The following is a 17925-nucleotide window of genomic DNA, read 5'->3' as shown; positions in this document are numbered from 1 at the left end:
TGCGACCAAAAGCGTTGAACTTCACCGTCATTGGTCTGTATCGCTCTTTTGCGTTGGTTGGGAGATCGATTGTTCAAGGCGCATCAGGACGTCTTTTCCCCAAGCGCTTACGCCTTGCAGGGTGATATGACGACCGCCGTCCTGCACTGTCAACGATACCTGTACATCCGCTGGCGGCAACCATCCTTCGCCGCGGCTCGGCCACTCGATAATGCATAAGCTATCTGCATCCAGGAGGTCGCGCCCACCAATGAACTCAAGCTCTTCAGGGTCACCCAAGCGATACAGGTCTAGATGGTACAGCTGGTGCCCATCGATTTCGTAGGGCTCCACCAAGGTATAGGTGGGACTTTTCACCGCCCCCAGGTGACCATGGGCACGCAGGATGCCGCGCGTCAGCGTCGTCTTGCCCGCGCCCAGGTCGCCTTCCAGGTAAACACGCCCCCGGCCTTGCAACACCTTCCCCAACGCTTCGCCAAACGCCACTTGAGCGTCTTCGTCATTCAATTGCACCTGCATGGTGACCGCCTTCAACCCGGGTTGACCAATTCTCGCGCATAGGATGCCAGATCACCGGCCAGCAAACCACGTTCACCCTTTTCGGCAACAGCACGATCAGCGGCCAGCGCATGAATCAGAGTGCCCAGCCAGGCACTTCGTTCAAGGCCCAATTGCTGGGCAAGTAGAGCACCGAGTATGCCACTCAGGGAATCGCCCATGCCACCGCTGGCCATGCCTGGGTTACCGTAGGGACAAACCACCAGGCCGCTGGGTCCGGCAACCAGACTTCCCGCCCCCTTGAGAATCACCACGCCACCACGCCGGCGTTGCAAAGCCAGCGCCGCCGCCGGCCGGTCAGCCTGCACCTCGCCCGCGGAAATACCCAACAGCCGAGCGGCCTCCCCCGGGTGCGGGGTCAATATCCAGTCTTCACGGCGCAGTTCCGGCCAGTGTGTCGCCAACAGATTGAGTCCATCGGCATCGATGACCAAGGGGACGCTGCCTGTCGAACCGCCGTCCTGCAAGGCGCTCTGTAACATCGCCTGTCCCCAGGCTCCTTTTCCCAGGCCGGGGCCGACCACTCGCACATCCGCCTGAGCGGGCAATTCGCCCAGATCCGCCACACCACGTACCCCATGCGCCATGACTTCCGGGCAACGTACCAAGCTCGCCACTACATGTTCCGGCGCCGTTGCCAGGCTTATCTTGCCAGCGCCCAAGCGCGCAGCGGTCTGGGAAGCAAGTATTCCTGCACCTCCCAGGCCCGGTGCACCACCCATTATCAGTACATGGCCCATGTCGCCCTTGTGCGCGGTGCGCTGCCGAGGTGGAAAACTTTCGGCAAGAATTGTTTCATCCAACAACCAGGCGGCAGGAGGAATATCGAAAAACGCCAAGGCCTTGACGCCCAGCGGACGAAAATCCACCTCACCGGTATAGCCCGGCGCCGCCCCTGTGTGCAGCCCCAGCTTGTCGCCGATAAACGTCACCGTGCGGCTGGCCTGTACCGCCACGCCGAGTACTGCGCCAGTATCTGCGGCCAACCCCGAGGGAATGTCGATGGCCAGCACCGGCAAGCCACTCCGATTGAGCGTCTCGATGGCACGCCGAAAATCACCTTTGACCTCACCGTCAAGTCCGGTGCCCAACAAGGCGTCCACCACCACTTCGCCGGTCAGTTCAAGTTCGGGATGCCAGGCCACACAGCCTACGCCCGCCGAGGTAGCCAGTTGCGCCGCACGCCCTGCGTCACCTTGCAGCTCGCTGATTTCCTTGAGTACGATTCTTTGCACCTTCAAGCCAGCCTGCGCCGCCAGCGCAGCCAGCACATGACCGTCGCCACCGTTGTTACCTCCTCCGCATAACACACTGACGGCACGCACCTGGGGCCAACGCCCGCGAAAGCTGTGCCAGGCACTGGAGGCGGCGCGCTGCATCAGGGCGAATCCTTCTATGCCTGCGGCAATCGTGCGTCGGTCGAGCTCACCGACCTGGGCTGCTCGATAGAGCGGGCGAAGCATTGAAGTGCTTAAGCTAGTCACGATATCTCCTCATCCGTGTTTTCTTGGCGTCCAATGCATTAGCATAGCGCGGCTGATTTCATCTAGGTGATGTAGCATGCCTTCCACTGGCTGTATATCCGCTGCCGAGCTCGACCGTCTGGCGGCACTGATCAAGACCTGGGGCCGCGAGCTGGGTTTCCAGCAAGTGGGTATTACCGATATCGACTTGCAGGCGCATGAAGCCTATCTGCAACACTGGCTGGACGCCGGCCATCACGGCGACATGAGCTTCATGGCCAAGCACGGCACCAAACGCACGCGCCCCGACGAACTTGAACCCGGCACAAGGCGCGTGATCAGTGCGCGCATGGATTATCTGCCCCCCGAGGTAGAAACTACCCGGGTATTGGGCCAACCCAAGCGTGCCTATGTATCACGTTACGCTCTGGGGCGTGACTATCATAAGCTGATGCGCAAGCGCCTGGCTCGGCTCGCCCAGCAGATCGAGGCCGAGGTCGGGCGCATCGGTTACCGCGCCTTTGTCGACTCCGCCCCGGTAATGGAGCGCGCCCTGGCTCAGAAAGCCGGTCTTGGCTGGTTCGGCAAGAACGCCATGTTGCTCAACCCCCAGGCAGGCTCGCTGTTTTTTCTTGGCGAATTGTATACCGACCTGCCGCTGCCCGTGGATGCCCCCTTCGAAAAAGACCACTGCGGTAGCTGCAATGCTTGCCGAACCGCTTGTCCCACCGGCGCCATCGTCGATGACAAGGTGGTCGACTCGCGCCGCTGCATTTCCTATCTCACCATCGAGCTGCACGGTGCGATTCCCGAGCGTTACCGGCGCGCCATGGGCAACCGGATTTATGGCTGCGACGATTGCCAACTGGTATGTCCCTTCACCCGCTTCACCCGCGCCAGCCGGGAAGCCGACTTCGCCCCCCGCCATGATCTGGATCGCGCCGAGCTTCTGAGCCTGTTCGCCTGGAGCGAAGAAGAATTTCTCGCCAAGACCGCCGGCAGTGCCATTCGGCGTATCGGTTATGAGCGTTGGCTGCGAAATGTGGCTATTGGCCTGGGCAACGCCCCTTGGAGTACGGCTATTGAAGCGGCACTGATCGCTCGCCGCAGCTATCCCAGCGCCCTGGTGCGTGAGCACGTCGCCTGGGCGCTGGTAGAACAAGACGCCAAACGCCCGGCGCTGATCGCCCATCGCTAGGGTTACTCCTCTTCATCACGCATGCTATCCACACGCAAGAAGGTCTCGCGATAGTGCGCCAGTTCCTCGACTGACTCCTTGATATCTTCCATCGCCAAGTGCACATTGCGCTTTTTGAAGCCGGCGGTGGCCCCAGGGTTCCAGCGTTTGGCAAGCTCCTTGAGAGTGGAGACGTCCAGATTGCGGTAATGGAAGAATTCCAGGAGCTCGGGCATTTCCCGTTCCATGAAACGCCGATCCTGGTGGACACTGTTGCCACACATGGGAGACACCCCTGCCACCGCATAGATTTTAAGAAATGCCAGGGTACGACGCTCAGCTTCAGCGGTATCCACCGTACTTTCCTTGATTCGCGTCACCAACCCTGACTCACCGTGGGTTTTCTGATTCCAGTTATCCATGCCTTCAAGCAGGCTATCCGGCTGTTTGACCGCTAGCACTGGGCCTTCAGCGATGATATTCAAGTCGTTGTCGGTGATTAATGTGGCTATTTCAATGATACGCTCGCGATTGGGATCCAGACCGGTCATTTCCAGATCGATCCATATGAGTACATCCTTGCGCGGCTGGGGGTTATCCGTCATTGGTCAGTGTTCCCGGTTCTTGAAAAGATGGCTTGTGAAAAATGGCCTGGTAGGATGTGTCAGGCCCGATTTCGTCAATCTGAATATTCTCATCATTATAACAGTGAAATGCATTAGCCAACCGCCTGTCCAGACACCATCCCAATCCAGGCAACTCAATCCGCCTTACGCAATTGGCGAGCATCTTCAATGATGCGATAAACCGCCGGCACCAGCACCAGCACGATCAAGGTCACAAAAAGCACGCCAAATCCCAGGCTGATGGCCATGGGAATCAAGAAGCGTGCCTGTAAGGATGTTTCGAAAATCATCGGCGCCAGACCAAAGAAGGTGGTGAGCGACGTAATCAGGATGGGTCGAAAACGGCGGGCGCCGCCAGCCACGATGGCATCGCCGACGTCTCGCCCCTCCTGGCGCAGGTTGTCGACGGCCAGGATATACACCAGCGTGCCGTTGACCACGACCCCGGCCAGAGCCACCAGCCCCATCAAACTTATCAGGCTGAGGTTATAGCCCATCAGGAGATGGCCAATAACGGCGCCGACCACCCCGAAGGGTATGGCAAACATGACCAGCAGCGGCTCCACGTAGCTGCGAAACGCTATCGCCATCAGTGCGTACATGGCCAGTAGCGCCAACAGCATACCCCGGCCCAGAGCCTGCAAGGCATCCTGCTGATCGCGCAACTCACCGGCCAGGCGATAATCAAGCCCCGGCAGCTTATTTAGCAACCCCGGCAGCACTTGGGCCTCCAGATCGGCAATCACTTCATTGGGGGTAATGACACCGGCTTGCACATCGGCAGTGACGGTCAAGGTTCGACGCCCATCAGTACGGGTAATGCTGCGTGGTGACCGGCTTTTTTCGATGATGGCCGCCTGTTCCAGCGGCATCTCCCCGCCGTCAGCAAGCTGGATAAATAGCGTCTCCATGCTATGACGTGTACCACGATCCTCCTCGGGCAGACGCACGAAAATACGCAGTTCATGGCGCCCACGTTGCTGACGCTGCGGCTCGGCGCCGAAAAAAGCCCCCCGTACCTGAGCCAAATCCTGAGGCATCAAGCCCTGTGCATAGCCTGCCGGTGACAGACGCAAATCCAGTTGTCGCTTACCCAATTCCACATCGTCATCGATCTCGATTACCCCAAGATACTGCTCTAATTCAGCAGCCAGGCCACGAGCGGCCTCCTCAAGGCGCTCACGATCCTGATGGGCAAGCTCGATAGCAATGGCCTCACCGCTGGAGGGTCCGACATCGGTACTGAAACGCAAGGTACGCACCCCGGCCAATTCGCCCAATTGCTCACGCCAACGCTCGGCGAAATCCCCCGCGCCCACCTCTCGACGCCCAGCTTTCACCAGAAAAACCTGAACATAGGCGACATGAGCGCCCTCAACCCCTTCTCCCGCATCCATCGCATTTTCTTCGCTCCTTCTACCCAACTGAGCAAAAATCCCTTGGCTGATATTGCCAAGCTCCTCATCCACCTCCTGTGCGCTAGTCATCAGACGCTCTATGGCGGCACGAGTTTGTACAGCGGGGGTTCCAAAAGGAAATTCCAGGCTGACGGTGACCTTATCCCCTTCGATTTCCGGCATGAAGGTAAAACTGATACGTTCACTGGCAACGATTGCCGCCACTACCAGCAAGACAGCCAGACCCAAGGCCAGGGTCAAATAGCGCCATTGGATCGCCAGGCGCAAAAACGGTGTATAGCGCTCGGCGATGAAGCGTTCAAGCGCCTGAGTAAAGCGTTGCTGTAAACGCGAAACCCGGTTGTCGGCAGTTTGACGGCTATGACCGATATGCGCCGGCAGGACGAAAAACGACTCGAACAAGGACAGCAAGAGGATGGGGATCACGATCAGCGGAATATTGCGAAAGAAATCCCCCGAGGTTCCGGGCACGAACAGTAAGGGTAAAAAGGCGATGACCGTGGTGGTTACCGCAAACGTTACCGGCTTGGCCATCTCGTGAACCCCGGCAATCGCTGCATCAAGCGAGCCCAGCCCGCGGTTACGATGGCTGAAGGCCGCCTCTCCCACCACAATGGCATCATCCACCACAATCCCCAAGGCAAGCAGGAAGGCGAACAAAGAAATCATGTTCAGGGAAACATCGAGCAAGGGCATGAAGGCAAATGCGCCCAGGAAGGACACCGCCATGCCCACAGTGACCCAGAAGGCCAGGCGGGGCATTAGAAACAGGCCCAGCAGCACCAACACCAACCCCAGGCCGATCAAGCCGTTACGTACCAATAAGCCCATGCGATCGGCATAGATCTCGGAATTATCATCCCAGCTGAGCAGCTGAACCTGCTCAGGCAGCAGCTGGCGTTGTTGCGCTATTACAGCATGCACCGCCTTGGAAACGTCCATGGGAGTTTGCTGACCCACACGGAAAACATTCAAGCGAATGGCAGGCTGTCCATCCAGAAATGCCTCAAGCTTGTCGGTACTAAAGTCTTCGCGAATTGTGGCAATATCGCCTAATCGAACCTGGGTGCCATCGGCTAGGCTGACCACGGGAATGGTGGCGAATTGCTGCGTGCGGTCACGCTGTTCGGTGATGCGCAGCAAAATGTCACCTCCGCTATCCTGGATTTCGCCGGACGGCAGATCAATGGAAGCCTGGTCGATAAGACCGGCAATCTGCGGCAGGCTCAGGTTATAACGACGAAGGTTGGCTTGAGGCACTTCCACGCTGATTTCCGGCGGTTGCAGACCACCGATTTCCACCCGGCTGATATCAGGGTCGCGCAGCAGTGCCTCACGCAACTGCTCACCGAGGCGATGCAAGGTATCGGGAGAAAGCGGCGCCGAGACCATCAGCGATACCACCTGCACCCTGGGGTCGGGTACCTGAATCACCGGGTCTTCGGCACCGGCTGGAAAGGTGACGATACGCGCCACGGCAGCATCAATATCGGTACGCGCCCGATCCCGATCGGCGCTGGTAAAAAGCTCCGCCACCACGGTGGCCCGGCCTTCGGCGGCAGTGGAAAGAACCCGTTCGACCCCTTCTATGCCACGCACCTCCTCTTCAATCGCCAGCACCACGCCTTGCTCTACCTCTTCGGGAGCAGCCCCGGCGTAAGGCACGGTGATGATGACCTGGTTGGGCTCGATATCGGGAAATACGCTCTGCTCAACATCGAAGGCCAAAAATAACCCACCGATCAGCAGCAGCCCCATCACCAGATTGGCAAAAACCGGATGCCTGGCGGCCCATTCCAGGGGGCTCATCCGAGTAGAGGATTCATTCATTGCCACCCTCCTGCACGCGGCCTTTGGGGGCTTCGTGCCTCACCGCCATGCCTTCGAAGGCAAAAGGCAGCGGACTGAGAACCACCCTTTCACCGCCCTTTAGCCCCGAGCGTACCAGCACGCTTTCGCGGCGGCGCCAGACAATATCCAGATCGCGGACCGCCAAGGTGTTATCCGCCTCGACGACGTAAGCCCGCTTGCCTTCATGCAGCGCCCGGCGTGGCAGCTCGACCAGATTATCCATCCGCGGCCCGATAATGCTCGCTTCAACGAAGGAATCCAGCAATAGCGGGATACCTCTAAGTTCATCGTCGGGATGTTCGAGCCTTAGCGGGTCATCAATGCGGATCAACAAGCGGGCCATGCGTCCTTGTGGGCTGAGATCCCCCAGTAACCGCACGACCTTTCCCCTGCGTGTAAGCGTGCGCTCATCGAGAGGGTAATGGATTTCGACCTCGGCCCCGCTATCCGCCGTGACACCGGGAATAGCGATATGCGCCAGGCGCTCACGCTCGACCGACACCTGCAGCCAGAAATGGCTGGCGGCCACCAGGGTGGCGACGTCCGCCTGGGCACTCACCAACTGACCCAACGCCGCCTGCTCGCGCTCAACCCATCCGGTGAAGGGCGCAGTCACTTCGGTTCGCGAAAGCTGCAGGCGAGCCTGTTCAAGCGCCACACGGGCGGCATCCAGCCGCGAGCGTGCCGTTTCACGTTGCGGCACTCTTAACGCCAGGTCCGGGCTTGCGTCTTGAGAAAATTCGCCACGAAACATTTCCAGCTCACGCTCGGCCACTTTGCCACGCCCGAGCTCAAGACGCAGCTGGGCGTCTGCCTCGATCACCCGAGATTGCTGTTCTTGTACGGCCAAGCGAAAGTCATCGTCTTCTATCCTGAGCAACGCTTCACCCGCCTCAACCACCCCGCCAGGTTCCAGGTCAGGATGAATCCAGTCCAGGCGCCCTGCCACCTGGGGCTGGATGATGACACGGCGGGCCGCGGTGATCGGCCCTTGAACCGCAATTTCGAGCTGATGGGTGCCAGACTCAACGGTGAGCGTTTCCACCAATGGCTCTCTAGGCCCCTCTTCTACCATGGGAGGAGGCTGTTGCGTGAGCATCAGCGCTGCCGCCACGCCTACGGCGGCGAGGATAACCCCTAGCGGCCAAAGCCAGGTTTTGAAATGCTTGCGCCGAGGCGGGTTCATAGCGCGCTCGCTCCGCTGGGAGGTGCTACCCCCTCGGATAGGTCAGCTTCAGCGGCTGAGTAACCCAGGGCACGACAAGTCTGTAAGCGTGAAGCCAGGAGTTCGCGCTGCGCCTCGATCAGCGATTGCTGAACGTGCAGGCGCTGCTGCTGCGCATTGAGCACCCGAAGATAATCCACAACCCCTTGAAGGTAGTAAGTACGTGAAAGCGCCAGAGCACGGTCGGCATCTTCAGCCTGGGCCCGCAGGCTGTTGAGCTGGGAGCGTCGTCCCTGCTCCAACACCAAGCCGTTACCCACCTCCGCCAGAGCGGTGAGATAAGCCTGGGCAAACTGCTCCATGGCTGCTTCGGCCTGGGCATCGGCCATTTCAGCTTGGGCCTTGAGCCGTCCGCCATCGAACACCACAACATTCACTGACCCCAGCAAGTTCCAGAAAATCTGCTCGAAGAGTTCAGTTACCGTGCGTGATTCCCCGAAGGCTTCTGCGGTCAGTTGCACCATGGGTAGCCGTTCCGCCACCGCTGCTGCGGCTTGTTGATCTGCTGCGGCCATGCGCTTTCCAGTAGCGGAAAGGTCGGGTCGCAACTGCAGCAGATTGGCGGGAATGCCCTCCAAGGGCAATGGCATCAATGACGGCAAGCCACGCTCTTGCTGATACACGAACGTTTCTAGCGGGGACTCTCCCAGCAGGATCTGCAATTCATTGGTCACCACCTCTGCCTGCGCCTGTGTCAACGCCAGTTCCCCCTGAATGGCTTCAGTTTGCTGACGCTGCTCCACCACGTCCAAGCCCTGCGCCTGACCTTGCGCGAAGCGTAGCTGAACAAGCTCCAGCATCTGCTCGCGAGCCGCTACTTCCGTTTGAAGCAGGTCGGTAACTTGTCGCATTGCCACAAGCTCGAACCAGCGCTGCGCAACTTCCGCCGAAAGGGTCACCCGTGCAGCCTGTAAATCATCCCAACTGGCATCCGCCTGCAGCGCCGCCGCTTCAGCTTCGCTGGCGACCCGCCCCCAGAAATCCAGTTCGTATTGCATCGCCATACCCAGCCGGTAACGGCTGATGGTGCTATCCATACTCCTGCCGGGAGCAGCCGAGACACCGCCCACAGAAGCCAGACGACTGCGAGAGGCACTACCTTCCAGATTGAGGCTGGGCAAACGTGAAGCACCGGCGGCACGGGCCGAGGCTTGTGCTTCACGCAGATTGGCTCGGGCGATGGACAGGTCGTGATTATTCTTCAGAGCGCGAAGGGTCAGGCTTTTCAATGGGCTAGGCAGGTAGGCCTGACACCATTCACCCAGCTGCTGGGATTGCACTGTGGGTAACGCCGCCGTTTCCGGCAGTGGCGCCTGCAGATCCACACTGCCTTGCCGAGCACAGCCGGTGACCAACAGGGTGACCAACATGACGAAGCGCATCCCGTGCTGCATTGTAGCTAATCCATCAATTCATGAGATTTACGGTGGGTTACTTTTCACTGAAACACGCTATTGCGCGCTCATGGAGCAACATAATGCATATTAATGAATAAACAAGCTGTCGTTTTGACGCCCAGTGCGATCACAGCAGGACAGTCGGCATAATTGGTGGTTACAATGCTGCTACTGTAACGACCCTTCGGGTAATCATGAGCAAACGCAAACTTAGCCGTCAGCAACGCTGGCGTGTCGAAAAGATCCAGGCCGAACGCGCCAAGCGGGCGGAAAAGCTCGACGTCAAAGAGACCGACAAGCTCGCTGCCGGTGAATACGGCGCCGAGCAGACCGGTCGTGTCGTCGCCCATTTCGGCCGCACCCTGGAAGTTCACGATACCGACGGCTCCCCGGTGCGCTGCCAACTGCGCGCTAATCTTGACGGTCTGGTCACCGGCGACAGGGTAATCTGGCGGGCCGCCAATGACGGCTCCGGCGTAGTGGTGGCGCAGTTACCGCGCGATACCGCCTTGAAGCGCCCAGACGCGCGCGGCCAGCTCAAGCCGGTGGCCGCCAATGTCGATCAACTGCTGATCGTCTTTGCCGTGGAACCGGCGCCGCATGCCAACTTGATCGACCGCTACCTGGTCGCCGCCGAAGCGACCGGCATTCCCCCGGTACTGGTACTCAACAAGACCGACCTTCTCCCCGAAGATGGTGGTGAACTGGGACGCTTGCTTGAACGCTACCGCGAGATTGGTTATCCGGTGGTACGCACCACCACCGCCACTGAAAACGGCCTGGACGAGTTGCGCCAGTTGCTGGCAGGGCGCACCTCGGTATTCGTCGGCCAGAGCGGGGTGGGCAAATCCTCGTTGATCGATCTTCTGCTGCCCGATGAGCAACTGCGCATCGGTGCGCTCTCCGAAGATTCACGCAAAGGCACCCATACCACCACCACCGCCCGGCTCTACCCACTGACCGGCGGTGGCGTCGAAGAAGGCGACTTGATCGACTCTCCCGGGATTCGTGAGTTCGGCCTGATTCACCTGGACGAGCAGGCAGTCACCGAAGGTTTCATCGAATTTCATCCTTTTCTGGGCTACTGTCGTTTCCGCGACTGTCGCCATCGGCATGAGCCGGGCTGCGCACTGCTCGAAGCCGTTGAGGCGGGCAAAATTCATCCTGAACGCTTTGCCAGCTATCGCCGCATACTCGATAGTCTAGAGGCAGGCCCCAGCCCACTCTGAACCGCTTTCCAGGAGACTGCCAGATGAGTTCCGAAACCAACGTCTTGCCGCTAATCATTGAACCCGAACAGCTCCAGGAACACCTGGACGAGCCGTCGCTGTTGATCATCGATGTGCCCTCGAATGCTGACAGTTATGCCCAGGGCCACGTACCCGGCGCGGTATTTCTGGACTTTCGCCAGCTGATGCGCGGTGAAGGCCCAGTGCCCAACGAGGTGCCGAGCGAAGACGCCTTGTCACGCCTGTTCAGCAGTCTCGGCCTGACCCGCGACACCCATGTGGTGGCCTACGACGACGAAGGCGGTGGCTGGGCGGCACGACTTCTCTGGACGCTGGAACTGATCGGCCATAGCCGTTATTCCTACCTCAATGGTGGCATTCATGCCTGGCGCGATGCCGGCCTGCCCCTGGAATCTCAGCCCAACACGCCCACACCGAGCGACTATGACGCCGAGATTCTCAATCCGCAGGTCGCAATTGACCGCGACGAGATTAAGGCACGGCTCAACGACAGGGATTTTGCGGTATGGGATGCCCGCTCACCGGCCGAATATGACGGCGAACGGGGCAACAACAAGCACCTTGGGCACATTCCCGGTGCGGTGAACATGGACTGGGTCGCCGCCATGGATCGCAACCGCGCATTGCGCATTCGCGACTACGCGGAACTGGTCACGGAACTGGAAGTCATGGGCCTGACGCCCGACATGGAAATTGCCACCCATTGCCAGAGTCACCATCGCAGCAGCTTCACCTGGCTGGTAGGTCGTGCCCTAGGATTTGACAAGATTCGCGGCTATGCCGGCTCCTGGGCCGAGTGGGGCAACCGCGACGACACGCCTATCGAAAAGTAAGGGTTATCGTGCGCGACAATTTAACGACCAATCATTCGAAAAATCCGCTGCTAAGGAACACCCTGCCGGGGAAGCTGTTTTCCCTGATCCAGTATCCCCTGCCCCATCACGCCATTTCTCGTGCGGTGGGGCGGCTGGCCGACTGTTCCACGCCCTGGCTCAAGAATGCGCTGATCAAGGCATTCATCAAACGCTTCAATGTCGACATGAGCCAGGCGCTGGAGCCCGACCCCACCGCCTACGCCACTTTCAACGCCTTCTTCACCCGGGTGCTGAAAGCGGATGCGCGCCCGCTTGAAGAGGGGCTACTCTGCTCCACCGATGGCACGCTTTCGCAATACGGAAAGCTCGAGGACGGGCAGCTGGTGCAGGCCAAGGGCCATCGGTTTTCCGCGCAGACGCTGCTCGGCGGTGACCCCGCCCTGGCCGAAGAGTTCAGCAAGGGCAGCTTCGCCACGGTGTATCTCTCGCCGAGCAATTATCATCGTGTGCACATGCCGCTCACCGGGACATTGCGCGAAACCATCTACGTCCCCGGTCGGATCTTTTCGGTCAACCAGGCCACCGCCGCCAACGTGCCCAATCTATTTGCGCGCAACGAACGCCTGGTGTGCATTTTCGATACCCAGCACGGCCCCATGGCCATGGTGCTCGTCGGCGCGATGATCGTCGCAGCGATCGAAACCGCCTGGGCCGGCCAGGTAACCCCGCTTTCCGGCACGCCCCAGCGCACGCGATTCGACCGGCCCATCCAGTTGGAAAAAGGCGAGGAAATGGGGCTATTCAAGCTAGGCTCCACGGTAGTGACCTGCTTCGCCAATCCGGTGGAATTTGCCGATCTTTCCCCCAACAGCATGGTGCAGATGGGCCAGTCGATAGGCAGGATTAACGACTAACTTTCAATAATTAACCGCTAACAGCGAGGCGTGGCAAAGGCCATGACCTCGGCCACGCTGTTCTTGCCTAGTGCCAGCTGAATCACCCGGTCGATACCCAGCGCCACCCCGGCGCCTTCGGGCAGGCCGTGCTCCAGCGCCGCCAACAAACGACTATCGACATCCACCTCGGGCAAGCCGAGTGCTCGGCGCTCGCGATTGTCTTCGGCAAAGCGGGTGCGTTGCTCCTCGGCATCGGTAAGCTCATCGTAACCGTTGGCCAGTTCCAGCCCTGCCAGGTACAGCTCGAAGCGTGACGCCACCCAGGCGCCGTCTTCAGGGTCCTGATGGCGACGTGCCAGTGCCGCCTGGCTGGCGGGATAATCCACCACGACGCTGAGTTCGCCCTGGCCCAGCCGAGGCTCGATGACCAGGCTCATCAACAGATCAAGGCAGGTATCGCGGCTTTCTCCGCTCATGTCGGTGCCGGCATGCCGGGAAGCCAGCTTCCCAAGTACCGCAGTACTGGCGCTGAAAGGGTCGACGGCCAGATATTCGCGAAACAGATCGCGATAGCGATAGTGGCTCACGGGACCGGGCGATTGCGGTAGTAACCGAACGATCAAGGCGGCGGATTCCTTGATCAGCTGGTTCAGCGAAAACCCTGGCCGGTACCACTCCAGCATGGTGAATTCGATATTGTGGCGCCGCCCGACTTCGCCATCACGGAAGCTTTTCGCTAACTGAAAAATCGCCCCGCTACCGGCGGCCAACAGCCGCTTCATGTGAAATTCCGGTGAGGTCTGCAACCACAGGCGTTCAGGGCCTTCGGGGGTGGTGGCAGTAACCTTGAGCGAGGCCAGCTGCACATCGGTGCTGCCACCATGCCCCAGTACCGGCGTTTCCACTTCCCACACATCACGCTCAGCGAAAAACGCCCGCACCTCGCCCAACAGGCGAGTGCGGGCGCGCAGCGTTTCTAGCGTGGCAGTGGGTTGCCAATCAAGCATCAGGCGCGGGAAACGTAATCGCCGCTACGGGTGTCTATTTTCAACACTTCACCCTGGTTGATGAACAGCGGCACTCGCACTACCGCACCCGAGGAAAGCGTGGCCGGCTTGGAACCGCCCTGGGCGGTATCGCCTTTCAAACCGGGGTCGGTTTCGACCACTTCCAGCTCGATGAAGTTGGGCGGGGTGACGGAAATGGCCTTGTCGTTCCACAGCGTGATGGTATAGGGCACCTGTTCCTTGAGCCATTTGGCGGTATCGCCCAAGGCTTTCTTTTCCACAGCGTACTGCTCGAAGGAGCCGTCGGTTTTCATGAAATGCCACATGTCACCGTCGGTATAGAGATATTCCATCTCCAGGTCCATGACATCGGCGGCTTCCAGCGAATCACCGGATTTGAAGGTACGCTCACCCACGCGGCCGGTCATCAGGTTGCGCAGCTTGACGCGGTTGAACGCTTGGCCCTTGCCCGGCTTGACCAGCTCGTTCTCGACGATAGAACAAGGATCGCCGTCGAGCATGACTTTCAAACCGCCCTTGAATTCATTGGTAGAATAGTTCGCCATATTGCCCTCGATAAATATTCAGCGAAGTTCAAGCTTCGCCCGTAATGACTGGTGCGCCGCATGATAACCCGAAGCCCCGCCAATGTGCAGACCAAGACTCAGGTAGTCGCCAGTGATGCACCGCCTCCCGCCAGCTGGCAGCGCCAGCTGGCGGGAGCCATTCGCGACCCTCGCGAGCTGTGCCGACGCCTTGGGCTTGAACCAAACTGGCTGCCCGGCGCCGAGCAAGGCCATGCCTTGTTCGAGATTCGCGTTCCCGAAGCATTCGCTGCCCGTATGCGCCCAGGCGACCCTTTCGACCCCTTGTTGCGCCAGGTGCTGCCACTCAACGAGGAAAGCCTTGCCACCCCCGGCTATGTCAACGACCCTCTTGCCGAAGCCGAGCATCGACCAGCCAGCGGGCTGATTCACAAATACCCGGGGCGAGTGTTGTTGATTGCCAGCCCTGCTTGCGCGGTCAACTGCCGCTACTGTTTTCGTCGCCATTTTCCCTATGCGGAAAATTCGCCCTCTCGTGCCGAATGGCAACAAGCCCTGGACTACTTGCGCGATGACACCTCGATCAATGAAGCGATTCTTTCCGGCGGCGACCCCCTGGCGGCCAACGACCGTCAACTCGGATGGTTAGTCGAGCAGCTTGAAAACATCCCGCATATAAAACGGCTGCGCATTCACACCCGCTTGCCGGTGGTGATTCCCGAGCGCATCGACGACGCCCTGCTCGGCTGGCTGAGCGGCACCCGCTTGCAAAAAGTCATGGTGCTGCATATCAATCATGCCCAGGAAATCGATACGCCAGTGGTCGCGGCTTGCAAGCGACTGAAGGAGGCAGGCGTGACGCTACTCAACCAGAGCGTTCTGCTGCGCGGCGTCAACGATGACAGCGATACCCTGGCAATCCTTTCCGAGCGTCTGTTCGATGCCGGGGTGCTGCCCTATTATCTGCATGTGCTCGACCCGGTGACGGGCGCCGCCCATTTCAATGTCCCGGACGACGAGGCTCGCGAGCTGGTCGCAAGCCTGAGGGTCAAACTGCCGGGATTTCTGATGCCGCGCCTGGTGCGCGAGATCCCCGGCGAATTGAGCAAGACGCCGCTTTAACATAGAAGCACAAATTCAATGACGGCATGCCACCTGTGGTCGCGGAAGAAAAACTTGAAACACTGTCTGGGATAAGTGGACCACTACAGTTTGGCTAACGCACGGTTTGCACGCTTAAAACATAGCCGCACAACAGGCACCAACAGCCACAGCAACGGTGTGAGTAGCCAGCGATAGACAAACCGCGCAATGATCAGTACCGGCAATAGCACGATCAGCCAGATAAGAAACTGGCCGAACCATACCGGCCAGCCGAGCCAGCTTGAGAGATTGGCGCCTAACGCGCTCACCAGACTGGGGTGGCGAATCACCACATAGGCCGTGGTCGCCACCGCCGCGACTTTGGCCATACGCGGCAAGGCCGCGAAACGACCGCCAGTGGCCAACGCGCCTTGGCGCAAACCAGTGCGAGCGCCCTGTGCTTCCATATTGCCCACCCGAGTGGCACGGGCGGCTCTTCCCACCCGCAGCACCTTGACGGTGCTGGCCATCACTAACAGATCCATACCCGCCCAGCCGAGATCGCCTGAGCCAATCGCTTCACCTCGCCGCCACTGGCTTTCCAAATCGCGCAGGCCACTGGTGAAGAAGTCGCTGACCCCCGTCACCACTCGCTCACCCTGTAACCACTCCACCCGGCCTTGGTCGCTTACCACAAACTGGTTAAGCAGCGCGTGGCCATTGTCGTTGAGTAGCGCAATTCCCATTTGGCCACGGCGGTAAGGGGTCAACTGCGCATTCGTGGATACACCCTCATTACTCCACCAGCGGCTGACTTGCCGATAGCGCTCACCAATCCAGTGTTGCGCGCTCAGCGTAGCCACATCATGAGTACGGAAGTAGCTCACAGGGAGCACAGTATCGGCGCCAAAGCGTACCAGCACCCGCTGAAATTGAGGTAACAGGCCGTACTCCAGCAACACTGCGCGGGCCACATCTCCATAACGCAACATCGCCAGAGAAGCGCTCATCCATAATGCCTGCTCTGAGGCGTAGCCGAGAAACAGCGCGTTGATCTCCGGCGATTCCTGTGCAAGCGTCGGCGCTAGCGCAGGGAGTGCCCGCTGCGCCTCAAGGCGTACCAGCCTGGCCTCGAACGGCTCGTGAGAGGCTGCGGCTGAAAACATCGCCGCTGCCACGATGGCTACCACTACTGTCAACCACCCAGTACGTATCACCCGCCCAATACGCATGACCGTTTCTCCCGTTGAGGCTTTGCTATCAGGCTATTTAACAGACTTTATCGCCACGGCCTATTTATGCAAATGACACGCTAAATTGACAATTTTTAAAAATCCAGCAATTTGCGCAGATATGATGAGCAAATTGCCGAACAGCATGATCCAACCTATACTTTGATGACATGCCAGGTGAAAGGGAGCGCTTCGATGGAAGGTACCGATGTGGTGGAAAGTGAAGTCATCGCGCTAATGGGCGGCTCCGTAGGCACACGCTCGGATGAGCTGATCCGCAAAGGTGTACCGCTCGATGCGCTTGATCGACTACGTAAAGAGCACGGCATTGATGCATACGGTGCTGGGATCATTAATCGCCGCACTCATGATCACCGACGCTCCAAAGGAAAGCCACTGACACAAGACGAGGGCGACCGCCTCTACCGCACGAGTAGAATTGTCATTCTTGCCGAAGAGGTATTCGGCAACCGTGAAAAAGCGATTCGCTGGTTAGAGAAACCTCGCCGTGCGTTAGGGGGAATAAGTGCTTTAGCGGCAGTGACCACTACCCCAGGCTATGAAGCGGTAGAAGAGCTTCTTCAGCAGCTTCACTATGGTTTTACGGCGTGATCAAGGTGCTGTGGCGCATTTCAAACCATACAGATCTTTCGGGCATCGGGGGCACCATCACAGCTGGCCGCTGGCATCATAAAGGCCAGCCGGTGGTGTATCTGGCTGACTCACCGGCCACCGCACTGCTTGAAGTGCTCGTTAACTTCGAAATGAGCATTGATGAGCTACCCGATCGCTTCACGCTACTGCGCGTTGAGCTACCGCCAACAACCAGCGAAGCGTCTATTTATAATGACTTGCCAGAAATCTGGCATCAGCAACAGCACCTGACCCGCTCGCTAGGTACAAATTGGCTGAATGAAAGTAGCTCTTTACTGCTCAAAGTACCCACGGTGATTGTGCCGCATAACTGCAACTATCTTTTTAACCCACGGCACCCGGAAGCCAGCCTTGCCGCACTTTCAGTTGAGCAGTTTCCTCTCGATTCCAGGTTGATGAGTTAGCAGGATAGTGAGCATTCGCCTCTGCACTTGGCAGTGAGCTAGCGGCTATCCAGCCAACTAAGCAGCTCACGCAGGACATCCTCCACAGGTAGACCTGATTACGCTTATGGCTCAGCCATTTTCAGCAGTCGGTAAGGCATCGGCGGCGTTTTTACTGCCACCGCGAGAAAGCGCGGGATCATGGCCTTGAGGTCATAGCGTCGATTGAAGCGGTACTCGAACTCGGCCGGGTAGCGAGGGGCGTGCTGCCCACGGATGGCATTTGCCGCAGTCGGGACATACGAACCCCTTGGGTCAACAAAGCCGGTAGAGGATCGCACGGCA

General features: G+C 59.1%; 16 protein-coding genes and 1 pseudogene. 7 read left to right on the top strand and 10 right to left on the bottom strand.

The genetic code is table 11. The features are described 5' to 3' along the window. Positions 1 to 27: 27 nt before the first annotated feature. Together tsaE and LG290_RS05490 are read right to left on the bottom strand one after the other, a co-directional pair. Complete coding sequence (tsaE, locus tag LG290_RS05495; protein ID WP_499836578.1) at positions 28 to 519, bottom strand: tRNA (adenosine(37)-N6)-threonylcarbamoyltransferase complex ATPase subunit type 1 TsaE; 492 nt, start codon at positions 517 to 519, stop codon at positions 28 to 30. Positions 520 to 530: 11 nt separating this feature from the next. Further along, positions 531 to 2042 (bottom strand): NAD(P)H-hydrate dehydratase, encoded by a 1512-nt coding sequence (locus LG290_RS05490; RefSeq protein WP_499836576.1) that lies wholly within the window; start codon positions 2040 to 2042, stop codon positions 531 to 533. Between the two features lie 76 nt (positions 2043 to 2118). On the opposite strand from LG290_RS05490, the gene queG reads away from it, so the two are divergent. Then, positions 2119 to 3219, top strand: coding sequence for a tRNA epoxyqueuosine(34) reductase QueG (gene queG, locus LG290_RS05485; protein ID WP_499836575.1), 1101 nt, complete (start codon positions 2119 to 2121; stop codon positions 3217 to 3219). A 2-nt stretch (positions 3220 to 3221) separates the two neighbouring features. On the opposite strand, the gene orn is transcribed toward queG, so the two are convergent. The 4 genes from orn to LG290_RS05465 all read right to left on the bottom strand — a co-directional run bounded on the left by orn (position 3222) and on the right by LG290_RS05465 (position 9712). Further along, positions 3222 to 3803, bottom strand: a complete 582-nt coding sequence (orn, locus tag LG290_RS05480; protein ID WP_499836574.1) for an oligoribonuclease — start codon at positions 3801 to 3803, stop codon at positions 3222 to 3224. 155 nt (positions 3804 to 3958) lie between these two features. Continuing rightward, positions 3959 to 7072: an efflux RND transporter permease subunit gene (locus tag LG290_RS05475; protein WP_499836573.1), complete on the bottom strand. Its 3114-nt coding sequence runs from the start codon at positions 7070 to 7072 to the stop codon at positions 3959 to 3961. Then, positions 7065 to 8279, bottom strand: a complete 1215-nt coding sequence (locus LG290_RS05470; RefSeq protein ID WP_499836571.1) for an efflux RND transporter periplasmic adaptor subunit — start codon at positions 8277 to 8279, stop codon at positions 7065 to 7067. The genes LG290_RS05475 and LG290_RS05470 overlap by 8 nt, the downstream gene beginning before the upstream one ends. After that, positions 8276 to 9712: an efflux transporter outer membrane subunit gene (locus LG290_RS05465; RefSeq protein ID WP_499836570.1), complete on the bottom strand. Its 1437-nt coding sequence runs from the start codon at positions 9710 to 9712 to the stop codon at positions 8276 to 8278. Before LG290_RS05465 ends, LG290_RS05470 begins: the two co-directional genes overlap by 4 nt. Positions 9713 to 9909: 197 nt before the next feature. Here LG290_RS05465 and rsgA point away from each other — a divergent pair, with 197 nt between their 5' ends. From rsgA to asd, 3 genes are read left to right on the top strand one after another with little or no spacing between them, the layout of a single operon-like run. Further along, on the top strand, positions 9910 to 10944 hold the full coding sequence (gene rsgA, locus LG290_RS05460; protein ID WP_499836569.1) for a small ribosomal subunit biogenesis GTPase RsgA: 1035 nt from the start codon (positions 9910 to 9912) through the stop codon (positions 10942 to 10944). 23 nt (positions 10945 to 10967) lie between these two features. Then, on the top strand, positions 10968 to 11798 hold the full coding sequence (locus LG290_RS05455) for a sulfurtransferase (protein WP_499836568.1): 831 nt from the start codon (positions 10968 to 10970) through the stop codon (positions 11796 to 11798). Between the two features lie 8 nt (positions 11799 to 11806). Further along, positions 11807 to 12694 carry an archaetidylserine decarboxylase gene (gene asd, locus LG290_RS05450; RefSeq protein ID WP_499836567.1) on the top strand — a complete coding sequence of 296 codons (888 nt, stop codon included), beginning with the start codon at positions 11807 to 11809 and terminating at the stop codon, positions 12692 to 12694. Between the two features lie 17 nt (positions 12695 to 12711). Here asd and epmA read toward each other — a convergent pair whose 3' ends face one another. Both epmA and efp read right to left on the bottom strand, forming a co-directional pair. Next, on the bottom strand, positions 12712 to 13686 hold the full coding sequence (gene epmA / locus LG290_RS05445) for an EF-P lysine aminoacylase EpmA (protein ID WP_499837038.1): 975 nt from the start codon (positions 13684 to 13686) through the stop codon (positions 12712 to 12714). After that, positions 13683 to 14249 carry an elongation factor P gene (gene efp / locus LG290_RS05440; RefSeq protein WP_499836566.1) on the bottom strand — a complete coding sequence of 189 codons (567 nt, stop codon included), beginning with the start codon at positions 14247 to 14249 and terminating at the stop codon, positions 13683 to 13685. Before efp ends, epmA begins: the two co-directional genes overlap by 4 nt. 60 nt (positions 14250 to 14309) lie before the next feature. Between efp and epmB the strand changes: the two genes are divergently transcribed. After that, complete coding sequence (gene epmB / locus LG290_RS05435) at positions 14310 to 15350, top strand: EF-P beta-lysylation protein EpmB (RefSeq protein WP_499836565.1); 1041 nt, start codon at positions 14310 to 14312, stop codon at positions 15348 to 15350. An 83-nt stretch (positions 15351 to 15433) separates the two neighbouring features. Here epmB and LG290_RS05430 read toward each other — a convergent pair whose 3' ends face one another. Beyond that, positions 15434 to 16543, bottom strand: coding sequence for a hypothetical protein (locus tag LG290_RS05430; RefSeq protein WP_499836564.1), 1110 nt, complete (start codon positions 16541 to 16543; stop codon positions 15434 to 15436). A gap of 195 nt (positions 16544 to 16738) precedes the next feature. Here LG290_RS05430 and LG290_RS05425 point away from each other — a divergent pair, with 195 nt between their 5' ends. Both LG290_RS05425 and LG290_RS05420 read left to right on the top strand, forming a co-directional pair. Further along, the gene (locus LG290_RS05425; RefSeq protein WP_499836563.1) at positions 16739 to 17155 is read left to right on the top strand and encodes an Xre family toxin-antitoxin system antitoxin; all 417 of its coding nucleotides are present in this window, start codon (positions 16739 to 16741) and stop codon (positions 17153 to 17155) included. Next, positions 17152 to 17601, top strand: coding sequence for an RES family NAD+ phosphorylase (locus LG290_RS05420; RefSeq protein WP_499836562.1), 450 nt, complete (start codon positions 17152 to 17154; stop codon positions 17599 to 17601). The genes LG290_RS05425 and LG290_RS05420 overlap by 4 nt, the downstream gene beginning before the upstream one ends. Before the next feature lie 104 nt (positions 17602 to 17705). On the opposite strand, the pseudogene LG290_RS05415 reads toward LG290_RS05420, so the two are convergent. After that, a pseudogene (locus LG290_RS05415) lies at positions 17706 to 17864 on the bottom strand (IS1595 family transposase); the annotation flags it as partial. Between the last annotated feature and the right edge of the window lie 61 nt (positions 17865 to 17925).

Origin of the sequence: Halomonas sediminis (assembly GCF_044871105.1) — a bacterium.
In the GTDB taxonomy this organism is placed as follows: Bacteria; Pseudomonadota; Gammaproteobacteria; order Pseudomonadales; family Halomonadaceae; genus Vreelandella; species Vreelandella zhuhanensis.
The sequence above is the reverse complement of the archived record's forward strand: the minus strand, read 5'-3'. Positions and strand labels throughout refer to the sequence as shown.